General features: G+C 42.5%; 11 protein-coding genes. 7 read left to right on the top strand and 4 right to left on the bottom strand.

From position 1 onward, the window contains the following. Window positions 1–1,003: tetratricopeptide repeat protein (locus L4C33_RS15210; protein ID WP_428813265.1), on the bottom strand; the 1,003-nt coding region annotated here is incomplete at its 3' end. Window positions 1,004–1,179: 176 nt separating this feature from the next. On the opposite strand from L4C33_RS15210, the gene L4C33_RS15205 reads away from it, so the two are divergent. From L4C33_RS15205 to L4C33_RS15195, 3 genes are all read left to right on the top strand, one after another. Continuing rightward, window positions 1,180–2,424 (top strand): NADH:flavin oxidoreductase/NADH oxidase family protein, encoded by a 1,245-nt coding sequence (locus tag L4C33_RS15205; RefSeq protein WP_428813264.1) that lies wholly within the window; start codon window positions 1,180–1,182, stop codon window positions 2,422–2,424. Between the two features lie 287 nt (window positions 2,425–2,711). After that, a complete protein-coding gene (locus L4C33_RS15200; protein ID WP_428813263.1) occupies window positions 2,712–3,407 on the top strand; it encodes a VC0807 family protein in 696 nt (231 codons plus the stop codon). A 241-nt stretch (window positions 3,408–3,648) separates the two neighbouring features. Next, entirely contained in the window at window positions 3,649–4,056 is a 408-nt protein-coding gene (locus L4C33_RS15195; protein WP_428813266.1) for a hypothetical protein, read from the top strand. A gap of 143 nt (window positions 4,057–4,199) precedes the next feature. Here L4C33_RS15195 and L4C33_RS15190 read toward each other — a convergent pair whose 3' ends face one another. Beyond that, window positions 4,200–4,961: a DeoR/GlpR family DNA-binding transcription regulator gene (locus tag L4C33_RS15190; RefSeq protein WP_428813262.1), complete on the bottom strand. Its 762-nt coding sequence runs from the start codon at window positions 4,959–4,961 to the stop codon at window positions 4,200–4,202. A 295-nt stretch (window positions 4,962–5,256) separates the two neighbouring features. On the opposite strand from L4C33_RS15190, the gene L4C33_RS15185 reads away from it, so the two are divergent. The 3 genes from L4C33_RS15185 to L4C33_RS15175 all read left to right on the top strand — a co-directional run bounded on the left by L4C33_RS15185 (window position 5,257) and on the right by L4C33_RS15175 (window position 7,809). Beyond that, window positions 5,257–6,297, top strand: coding sequence for an oxidoreductase (locus L4C33_RS15185; RefSeq protein WP_428813261.1), 1,041 nt, complete (start codon window positions 5,257–5,259; stop codon window positions 6,295–6,297). Window positions 6,298–6,303: 6 nt separating this feature from the next. Beyond that, window positions 6,304–6,771: a heme-degrading domain-containing protein gene (locus tag L4C33_RS15180; protein WP_428813260.1), complete on the top strand. Its 468-nt coding sequence runs from the start codon at window positions 6,304–6,306 to the stop codon at window positions 6,769–6,771. A 132-nt stretch (window positions 6,772–6,903) separates the two neighbouring features. Next, window positions 6,904–7,809: a LysR family transcriptional regulator gene (locus L4C33_RS15175; RefSeq protein WP_428813259.1), complete on the top strand. Its 906-nt coding sequence runs from the start codon at window positions 6,904–6,906 to the stop codon at window positions 7,807–7,809. Between the two features lies 1 nt (window position 7,810). Here the strand turns inward: L4C33_RS15175 and L4C33_RS15170 are convergent, their stop codons facing one another. Both L4C33_RS15170 and L4C33_RS15165 read right to left on the bottom strand, forming a co-directional pair. Then, entirely contained in the window at window positions 7,811–8,362 is a 552-nt protein-coding gene (locus L4C33_RS15170) for a hypothetical protein (RefSeq protein ID WP_428813258.1), read from the bottom strand. Window positions 8,363–8,479: 117 nt separating this feature from the next. Further along, window positions 8,480–10,153 carry an amidohydrolase gene (locus tag L4C33_RS15165; RefSeq protein WP_428813257.1) on the bottom strand — a complete coding sequence of 558 codons (1,674 nt, stop codon included), beginning with the start codon at window positions 10,151–10,153 and terminating at the stop codon, window positions 8,480–8,482. A 303-nt stretch (window positions 10,154–10,456) separates the two neighbouring features. Here L4C33_RS15165 and L4C33_RS15160 point away from each other — a divergent pair. Further along, a partial coding sequence (locus L4C33_RS15160; RefSeq protein WP_428813256.1) for a tetratricopeptide repeat protein occupies window positions 10,457–11,122 on the top strand: 666 nt, incomplete at its 3' end.

Genomic DNA, 11,122 nt, shown 5'->3' with positions numbered 1-11,122 from the left:
AGTCAATATAGTGAACCTCATTTTGTTCACTACGCTTAAGCTCTCCCCGATTCAATGTATTCAGCGTACGTAAGTACTTAACTTCTTCGTCTAACTGCCCTAATTCGCGGTGGCAATCAGCGAGGACAGTATAGATAGCAGCTTGAGCTTTAGTATTGCTGTCTAATACGTTGCCGCTAAGCGCTCCACTGCAAAACTGTATCGCAAACGAATATTGACCGCATTGATATAGGAAAGCTGAATAATATTGATAGAACTCAATACGTAAGAAAGTGTCATCAAGCTTTTTAATTTCTTCAAAGGCTTTTTTGTAAAGTATTGAGGCCTTTTTGAGATCGCCCGTTAAGCCCGTTATATACGCGTGATAGCACTGGGCATAACCAAATGCCCGCGCAAATTTATGGGTGTCGGAATACTCCACCGCTTCTTCGATGTTTAATAACGCCTCATCAAGCAAAGACAACTTCGCCTGTGCCACCGCTAAATTACACAACGCCAAACCATAGGTTGCAGGAGCTTCTAAATGCTTACCATGCTCTACGGCTTTCTCGCTAACTTCCAACGCCTTTTCATAGTCATCCAACATTATATAGATGGCAGAGCGATTAACATGAAGAAACTGCGCCAGTTTATGATCATGTTCTCGACGTGTATTTTCAGCCTGTGCAAAGTAGCGCAAAGCATGGTGGTACTCACGCCCGATAGAATAAATGGTGCCCAAATAAACACAGCAATAGGCCGAAAGTACATGCTGTTTATCATCAAGAAGAGACAAACAACTTTCAAAGCGATCGGATGACTCAGGCAAGCGGTCTTCTCTAAACGCGCTTACCGCTGCAAGGTACTCGTCATATACCGGAGGCAGTTCAACATTGAACTCTTCTTTAATACGAGCGATTTCTTGTTTCGCAGCTGCTACATCTTTAAATATCTGACTACCATGAAGCTGTGTTAAGACTGTAATCGCTTCATTGTTGGCCGTCGTTTCACTTTGTTGGTTCATATTGCTCACACTTTGGCTTTAACGTGGCAACTATACCATTGAACACGACGTACGAAAAAGGCACTAATCAAGTTTCGAGCGCTCAAATGATAAACATAAAAGCAAATGACTCGGAACGAATGGCGAAGTAAGACATACTAGAGCTATCATAAAAAGAACATAGCCATAAATTACGCATGAACCCGATAAACCTCAGTGCTCCCTTTTCTCTTCCCAACGGCCAAGAGATAAAAAACCGCCTGTTCAAATCAGCAATGAGCGAGCAACTTGGCGATAAACAACACAACCCTAAAAGCGGTTTAACCACCCTATATCAGCGCTGGGCTAATGGGGGCATTGGCTTATCCATGACTGGCAACGTGATGGTAGATAGGAATGCACTTGGTGAACCCAATAACGTTGTTTTAGATAAGCAAAGTGACCTAGGCCTGTTTCGTGACTGGGCGAATGCTGGAAAACAAAATGGCTCGCAGATATGGATGCAACTTAACCATCCAGGGAAGCAGATCCCTAAATTCTTATGTTCTGAACCAGTAGCCCCTTCCGCAATATCGTTGGAACGTGGCCTACAAAAAGTCTTTAACACTCCACGAGCACTGACTGACACTGAGATCCAAGAGATAATCAATAAATTCACCCTAAGTGCAAAATTGGCAAAAGAAGCAGGTTTTACCGGCGTTCAAATTCATGGCGCTCATGGTTACCTTGTGAGTCAATTCTTATCAGCAAGACACAACCAGCGTGATGACAAATGGGGTGGCTCATTAGAAAACCGCCTTAGATTTGTACTTGAAGTCTACCGATCTATTCGTAAAGAAGTGGGCGCCGATTTCCCTGTTGGAATTAAGCTTAATAGCGCCGACTTCATGAAAGGTGGATTTACGGAAGAAGAGTCAATGCAGGTAGTGCAAGCTCTGAGTGACAACGGTATCGACTTAATTGAAATATCCGGCGGTACTTATGAAAGCCCTTCAATGATGGGCTCTAAAGATAAAAATGAATTTATAAAATCGAGCACGTTAAAGCGTGAAGCCTATTTTATGGATTACATGGTTAAAGTTAGGAAACTAGTTAGCACGCCTTTAGTCGTCACAGGCGGCTTTCGAACGGCGCAAGCAATGAATGAAGCACTGCAAACATCGGCGACTGACTTTATCGGCATTGCGCGAACGATGGCCGTAGACCCAGACTTCCCCAATAAACTGATTGAAGACCCGAATCATGGAATGCCGCTAACCGTACCGACTACAGGTAAACCTGCGTTAGATAAAATAGGGATGGTTGGGCTAGTTTGGTACGAACATCAAATGAGGCGTATTGCTGATGGCAAAAATTCTGACCCAAATTTAAGCTCTCTGGGCGTGGTATTCAAAACACTTCTTAGTACTGGCTGGCATGCGTTCAAAAAACGTAGGGCGTAGCCACTTAATTCCATTAATAGCAACGTTTCTAACGTTCAGAGTTCTGCCCCTTAATTTGAAGGACACTAGGCTCCCCCCTAACCTTACTAATAGTGAAGTAAATAAGTTCTGGTTTGTTTAATCGCCATGTATCCAGATTAGTGCCCTAAAATTAATGGGTTAGGCGATCGTAAATGTCGTAGGTGTCACATGTCGTTACACTGGATGAACCCTTTAGGCTTTACATCTTGGGCTAGGTAAAGAACAATCCCTGAGAATAAATCCATAACATAATGTATTTAGAAATTATGAGTAGTACAGCAAACAAAAAGTCGAACCCTTTATTTGAAGTGATCTTTAACGTTTTTCTCCCTTCATTTATCTTAATGAAGTTCAGTGGAGAAGAGCATCTCGGAACAGGTTTAGCACTGATTGTCGCGCTAGCGTTCCCTATCGCTTACGGTGGTATGGAGCTAATTCGCAATAAAAAGTTTAACTTCATTGCAGCGCTAGGCTTTGTCAGCGTGCTATTAACCGGCGGCATAGGCTTTTTCGAGCTCGACACCCGTTGGTTAGCATTAAAAGAAGCATTAATCCCTGGCCTAATTGGCCTAGCGGTTCTTGGGTCTACTTTCACTCGTTACCCATTCATCCAAAAGGTTATCTTTACCCCTGCATTACTCAACATGCCCCTTATTGAAGACCGACTTAAGCAGTTCGGTAAAAGTGGGCAGTTTGAGCGTTGCCTAATGACCTCCAACTACCTATTTGCAAGCACGTTCGCGTTTTCTTCTGCGATGAACTACTTCCTTGCAACTTGGATTGTTACCAGCCCTGCTGGTACGGCTGCGTTTAATGAGGAGCTAGGTAAGCTCACGCTTTATAGCTACCCTGCAATTGCTATCCCTAGCCTTCTGATGATGTTAGGTATTTTTTACTACGTTTGGCGCCAAGTTCGTGCCATGACTTCGCTAGAAACAGAACAAATCTTTATTACTAAGTAATACGGATCGCACAACAAAAAGCCCGGCACTATTGCTGGGCTTTTTATTTTTTGTTATTCCGTTGACGTATATGTCTCGACACATAGGCACTAAGTCATTGCTTTCTATAACGGCTGACACAGTAATCTTCTAAATTTTCAGCACACCCCAGCGAAAAGTCATAACCCCTCTCAATTTTTTATTGCAGGGGTTTATGTTAGAGCGATACCATAAGAGACCTTTTACTCGTATAGATTTCATGATGTCAGATGAAAAACTCGCGCTAGAGTGGATGCGCCAACAAGTTCACAAAATAGACCCGTACATTGTAGAACCGTCATTTGATGATTGTGTCGAGCTACTCGACCCTGCTTTCAAAAAGGGAAAAAGCATCGCTCAACTGAAGTTTCTACTAGGAGAAGCCGACCGTAGAGCTGGCGCAGCAGAACGTAAACATGCCGCCATGAAGTTCGCGAAAGAGAAAAGCCCAAATGCAGGTCAAATCCTGCGCCTTCAAAGTAAACTTCAGCAAGTTCAGTTGGCGTTGAAATTGGCGACGGGTGACAACAACATGACCATATCGCAATTCTGTGCAGAATATGACGTAACCAAACGAGACGGTAACGCAGCATGGAATGAAAAACTTATCGAGCTAGATAAAAGAAAATAGCCCTAAAGTTTCGCCATGTACACATCGTGAAATCAGATGAAGAATCGGTAATCTATTCGCTTAGTTGATCCAATCAAACAATTAAAAGCCCAGCATTATCGCTGGGCTTTTTTGTTTTTCAGTGAGCTAATTCGTGTGAGTATCTACTTTGATGTCCCACTTACGACGATTAATTCAACGCCATGCAATTCCATTTGCTTCACGATATTTTCTGGTGGGTTATGATTTGTGACGATAAAGTCGATATCAGACCAAGAACATGATTGGTACATCAATTGAGTGTTGAACTCCGATGCTTCCACAATACAGATCACCTGTGTGGCTTGTTGGGCCATCGCTCGCTTTAAGTTTGCATCGGTTTCTAGATCAGTAGTAATCCCCGATTCAGATAAAGCGCTCACACCGATAAACGCCTTATTTGCTTGAAACTTCTTGATTTGCTCTATCGTCATATCGCCCAAAATTGCGTGCGAAAAATCGTCAAATGTTCCACCAAGGACACATTTTCTGATGTTGGGCTTACTACTGATCTCATTTAAACACTCTAAAGAGTTGGTAATAACGCTAGACGAAACGTTAAGGTAATAAGCTAGCGAAGCACCTGTCGTACCTGCATCGACAAAAATGATGTCATGCTCTTTTACAAGGGATGCTCCAAACTCTGCAAGCTTTTGCTTTATAGGGCTCTGCTTAGGCTTCTGCTCAAACGATAGACTGACCTTTTTTTCATCTAGAATCAGCCCTCCACGAATGCGTAAAATTCCAGGGTAAGAGGATAACTTTACGACGTCTCTTCGAGCTGAGTCATAAGAGATCCCATAAGTATGACAAATCTCATCTATCGTAATTTTTCCATACTTTTTTATATGGTTTTCTAACGCTATCAATCGCTCATCTTGAGTCATAGCGGCCTCCCCTTCGAAATTGAACCAGTAGTATAACTTAACATCTGCATTCAAACACTTCACTTCGCGTACCTTAACTTACCACTGACCAAGTAAAGCTTATAAAACTGCACTATAAAGTCTTAACCTCATAAATAAATTGCAATCACGTAAGTGATAGTGCAAAATACCATACACAAACCGAGATCGCGTACGACTTTGTAAGCGTTTAGTGAGTGAATCTTGTAATTACAGAGCTTCTTGCTAGATCAAATGATAAGCACTAACTTTTATCCAACAACTGAGAGCGAGTACTATGGCCTTTTCTTCAATCAAAACAGCCGTTATTGGCTATGGATTTTCAGCGAAAACCTTCCATATCCCCTTCATCAGTACCTCACCTGAATTTGAATTTGTCGCAGTGAGTACGCGCAATGGTGACGCTGTAAGTSATGATTGGCCGAATGTTAAGCACTATGAATCAGCATCAGACTTATTAGTCGAGTCCGATGCTGAGCTTGTCATCATCACGGCTCCAAACGACGTGCATTTTGATCTAGCTAAACAAGCGCTCGAAAATGGTAAGCATGTAATCATAGAAAAACCATTTGTGACCAACATAGCGGACGGAGAAGCTCTCATCGCGTTGGCCGAACAAAAGAACTTGGTACTAAGTGTGTATCACAATCGACGTTGGGACGGTGATTTCCTGACGGTTAAAAAGATGATTGAAGAAGGACGCTTCGGGGAGTTAAAACATTTTGAGTCTCATTTTGATCGTTTCCGACCAGAAGTTCGACAACGTTGGCGTGAACAAACAACCAATGGCGGCGGAATTTTATTTGATTTAGGGTCTCACCTTATTGATCAAGCACTCGCATTATTTGGCGTTCCTGATGCGGTTACCGCTCAATGTGAAATGATGCGCGAAGGCTCTACAAACGTTGATTACTTCAACGTAATTCTGCATTACCCAAATCACTCAGCGACTTTACATGGTGACTTGTTCAGCGCAGGTCCGAACAAACGCTTTACGTTAAAAGGGACCTGTGGCAGCTACGAAAAGTACGGATTAGATCCACAAGAAGAACGCTTGATCGCTGGCACCCTACCAATTAATCCAAAGTGGGCAGATGAATTATCATCGCAATATGGTCATTTCTATAGTACGGACGAAGTTGAAACCATTAAAACTGAGTCAGGTTGCTACCAACAATACTTCCAGAGGATTGCACAAGCGATTAACGCAAATACTGCTACGCCAGTGACAGCGGAAGAAGCGTTGTGGAATATTAAACTCATCGAATTAGCGATGGAAAGTAGTCGTCAGCGTAAAACATTAGTAGTTCAGAAGTAATTTAGAATGAGTAATGACGTCTTATCACCACTTTTAGCGCAAGAACATGAGTTGCAATTTGGTCAGTTTAATAATGATATTGCATGGGAATTAGGTGCTTCGCTGAAACGAGAGGCTGAAAAACGTTCAGCTTCCGTGACAATTGAGGTTTATGCATTTGAACGCGTGCTATTTAGCTATGCTATGTCTGGGACGAGTTCTGACAATCAAGATTGGGCAAAGCGGAAGCGTCGATCTGTAATGCGCTTCGGTCACAGTTCATACTACCTTGGTCAATACAATGCATTGAAGCAAAGGGAATTTGAAAACCAACAACACATCGATGCCACCCAATACTGCGCACATGGTGGAGCATTCCCTATCCGCATTAAAAATTGTGGCTTAGTTGGCGTAGTCACCGTCTCGGGGTTGCCACAAGAAGACGACCATAACTTAGTCGTCAGCGTGCTAAAGGAACTCACGAATTTACACTAATGGCGAGCTTCTAGTATAAGTTTAGATACAGCCATCTGACGTGACTAACTTAAGATAGGTACGTATAGTGGCTTTAACTTTTGTGTTCAAAATTGAACCAAAACTTAAGCGTATCGGACTGAATCTAGCCTTATGAATACACTACACTTACAAGCACTTTTACTGGCAGCTGAAGAAGGTTCAATATCTGCTGCTGCCCGTAAACTAGGAAAAAAACAACCTCAGGTTAGTCAATGGATTTCGGATCTGGAAATCGACCTCGGCGTTAACTTTTTTGACCGTACTGGCAATAAAACATCATTAAGTAAAGAGGGTGAGCGTTTACTGCCCTATCTCTCACATACTTTGAGCCAACTTGATAAACTGGTTCAAAGTGCCGAGACAATTGCACAAGATGAACCTACCGTATTGGCTATAGGAGTTGAAAACTATATTCCCGACCTCGCCTTCAGCCAGCCTCTCACTTTAACTCTGGATTTTCCCCACTTATGTGTAGAAGTCTATCGCGAAGATAGATTTCAGCTGATCCAGGATTTGAGCGAGGGCAATGTGGATATCATTATTGTTCATGAATCCGATGTCCTTCACCACCAGCAGTTTGACTACTGTCGCTTAGGCCATTACAAAGAAGTGCTAGCTTGTAGCCCTGAACATCCCCTGACTAAATTACCCGTTGTGACCAACAGTGACTTAAGCCAATATCGTGAGTTAATTTGGGGAGACGCGAATAGTAAAAGCAACCCGCCACATCGAGACGAAAACAGCGATGGATATAGCCCTTGCTATGGTTTTTTCTCAGATATTCAGTTAGTTACTGCAATGCTAAAGCAGAATAAAGGCTTCGCATTTTTGCCCATAGAATATGTTAATACTGACATTAAAAATGGCCAATTGATTGCCCTAGACTGTGATTTTGAACTTGCGGATATCGACCGAAGAATCGAACTGTGTTGGCGCAATGGATTAACGCAGTCTCAACATGGTAACCAAATAATAGAGACCTTTAAAACCAAGCACCAACTCTCAGATAAACTGTAGTTTATAGCTTGGGCTTGGGGTGAGATATAGCTATTGGTTCTGGTTCTGGATTAGATACAGACAAAGGTTTAGGCTTAGCCCCAACTTCATTCTGAGTTTGTGTTTCAGATTGCGTTTGTATATCTGATAACTCTGTCGGCTCAAGCTCAGCCTTAACGTTACATTTGGGTTCAGATGAAGGGCTAGAGCTTGAAGAGGATGTACAAGAAGAGTCAGCAGCAATAAGTGCATCCCACCAATCGTAAACATACAAAGAAGCATAAATTGGAAGAATTGCCCAAAGTAACGGGTCGTCCCATATTGTGGACGTAACACCAATAGCCGCGACAGCCAAGATAATAAGTTCAGAGATGCCAGTAAACAGAAGCAGTTTAGTTAAGTGAGCGAGCGTACGCTGTAACCGAGAAGCAAGACGTGTTTTCTGATAAGTCGCCTCAAATATACCGATAATACCTGCCGCCATCAAAAGCCCTATCACTGCTAGTATTGCAGACTGATTACCTTCTTCCATCTGGCGCATACTATCGAAAGTGAAACTAAACAATATAGGCACAATGAATACCAACAAAATTAGTTGCCTTACTACCACCTCAATATAAAAACGCTTTTGTTGCACACTCACCCCCATAAAGAGAACGATGCRGAGCAAACTGCCCTACACCTCACTGTTTTACTCTTCTACGTCGAAGACAATATCACCTTGTAGCATTGTCATTAAGACTTCAGAGTCTGCGATATCATCGGCAGACAAACGGGTAATATCATTGTCAAGAATAGCAAAGTCGGCTGATTTCCCAACGGTTATCGAGCCTGTAACATCGCTGATACCTAAACTCTCTGCAGCATTGATCGTGTAAGAATCAATCGCAGATTGCACATCTGGCAGGCCTGTGTCACCCATTCTTATGCTATTCGCGATACCCACTAATGGATTAATGTCATGTACATTCCAATCACTGCTTAACGTAACATTAGCACCTGTATCGACAATAGCTCTTGGGTTCATCAATGCATGAGTCCGCTGAGCGCCTAGAAAAGGTTCTGCCCATTCATGATCATGATGTACGACATACTCAGATCCTACTTGGAAGTCGGCYGTCGCGTCCAACTCTGCAAAACGAGGGACATCTTCTACGTCCACGAGTTCTACGTGCGTTAACGTGTAAGGCTTCTCCGAACCTTGGTTTCGAACATGCTCAATAGCATTTAATGATTCATGAACAGCCCCATCACCAATTGCATGAATATGAGCGCTATAGCCAATCTTGTTCAACGCATCCAACCAAGATTTCATTTTATTTGGCGGAATGTAATTAATACCAAAAGGCTCATCCGGAATATACGTATCCAAATAAGGCGCTAACGTTTTCGCAGTACCATTAATAATAATGCCATCGCTGTACATTTTAACTTGGTCGAGTAACAGCAAACGCGACTGATCGCTCGATTGTACTTCCTTTAAAAAAGCTAACTGAGCTTCCATTTCATCCGTTGGGTAGATCCATGGTCTAAGTGAAACGCGGGCAGTTAAATTGCCATCTTTCTCCGCTTGCTGCCACACGTCATACCAACCACGCTTCCAATACAGACGGCCATCACCAATGGTTGTTATGCCATGTGCAGCTGACTCTTCAAGACCAGCGAGTAAACCCTCGTAACTTTTATCGAATTTGTTTTCTAAGCTGTTCCATGCCATCTCCATAATAAGATCGCCGGCGTTATCAAACAAAATACCGTTCAACTCCCCTGTATTTTCATCTTTAAGAATCTTTCCGCCTTGCGGTTCGGGTGAGTCTTTGGTGATACCGGCCAACTTAAGCGCCGCAGAGTTGACCCACATAGAGTGCGAGGTTTGCTCCATGAATACCACAGGTCTTTTCGGGAAAATACTGTCGATGATTTCAAGCGGCGTCTCGCGATTATCCTCATTCATGATGGCATCCACCGAAAAACCATAACCCATCAACCAGCTATCAGATTTAGTGTCTCTACTGCATGCTTTTAAATACTGGATTTGCTCTTCGAGTGACGCATCCACATCGAGGTCACAATTACTACCCGCCTCTGAAGCAGCCTCAAACACATGGTTATGGTTATCAATAAAACCAGGCATTACGTACGCTTGCTCAAGGTCGATAAGCTCAGTGTTCTTATTTCGATATGCTTTTGCTTCTGTCGCTTTCCCGACAAACACAATATTGCCATCGTGAATGGCTATCGAATCGGCATTGTCATGACCGTAAATTTTAGCGTTGGTTAAGATCGTGTCTGCGTTCTCGGTAGCTAGCGTATTTGAACTCATGATTAAGCTCGCAATTAGTGTCAAAGGGAAAATTCGGTTCATTGTTCATTCCTTCCATGTCCCACAATCATTATGAATATAGGGAGTACTTTATGGTGCGTTAGATAAAGACTACGGCAGTACGAAAATAAATGAAAAATAGTGAGTATAAGAAGACAGAGATAGCCGAGAGTTTTCCGCCTTCCATAAAGGGCTTATTGAGTAGTTTTTGTTACTCTAGAATTCGTGGAATGCCCTAAGTCTCATTATAGTAATCGGAGCTTTCAACAATCAGAAAACTCCTTTATTTTCAACGTTGTTTTGTTATATTCATGTGAAACTTTACTAATATAAGAAATGGCTTAAATGATTAAACAAAGTTGTACTTTTTTAACGTCACTGTCTCTGCTGCTATCAGCTAATACTTTTGCATACGATCTAGATATGGAAGCTTTTGAGGGCGAAGAGCTCGCACTGTTAAAGGCAGCAGAAAAATCTAGTGATAACAAATTGCTGATGCAAGCTGCTAATCTTTTAATCGAAGATTCAATGTATGAAGAGAACATAGATCGCGGCTATGAGTACATGAATAAACTCGCGCAATCTGGTGAAGAAAAAGCAATCATCACCCTGGCAGATAAGTATTACTACGATGAGCAATACGAAAAAGCGCTTGCTTGGTATCACAAAGCTGAACCAAGCAAAGATGCTTATGTGCTCTACTCATTAGCCGTAATGTACTTTGATGGTGAAGGGACACCGGTCGACCTTAAGAAAGGCAACGACTACTACTTAGCTTCTGCGGAAGCTGGCTATTCTGACGCTATGTATCAACTCGCTTTTTCTTACGATGAAGGTAAAGGCATCGCTCAGGATTTCTCTAAATCAGCTTATTGGTTTGAGCAAGCGGCAAACTTAGGCGACGCAAGTGCAATGTACAACTTGGGGATTTCCTACCTAAATGGACAAGGAGTAGAAAAGAGCTGCCCTAAAGCGATGCAGTTATTTAACAATGCCATTGAGGAAGATGAA

Origin of the sequence: Vibrio makurazakiensis (assembly GCF_050337375.1) — a bacterium.
Classification (GTDB): domain Bacteria; phylum Pseudomonadota; class Gammaproteobacteria; order Enterobacterales; family Vibrionaceae; genus Vibrio; species Vibrio makurazakiensis.
This window is presented reverse-complemented; position numbering and strand designations above follow the sequence as displayed.

Excerpts from the sequence above, each read along its gene's own strand:
- L4C33_RS15180 (WP_428813260.1), top strand. The coding sequence starts at position 6,304 with ATGAGTAATGACGTCTTATCACCACTTTTAGCGCAAGAACATGAGTTG.
- L4C33_RS15205 (WP_428813264.1), top strand. The coding sequence starts at position 1,180 with ATGAACCCGATAAACCTCAGTGCTCCCTTTTCTCTTCCCAACGGCCAA.
- L4C33_RS15195 (WP_428813266.1), top strand. The coding sequence starts at position 3,649 with ATGTCAGATGAAAAACTCGCGCTAGAGTGGATGCGCCAACAAGTTCAC.
- L4C33_RS15175 (WP_428813259.1), top strand. The coding sequence starts at position 6,904 with ATGAATACACTACACTTACAAGCACTTTTACTGGCAGCTGAAGAAGGT.
- L4C33_RS15200 (WP_428813263.1), top strand. The coding sequence starts at position 2,712 with ATGAGTAGTACAGCAAACAAAAAGTCGAACCCTTTATTTGAAGTGATC.
- L4C33_RS15190 (WP_428813262.1), bottom strand. The coding sequence starts at position 4,961 with ATGACTCAAGATGAGCGATTGATAGCGTTAGAAAACCATATAAAAAAG.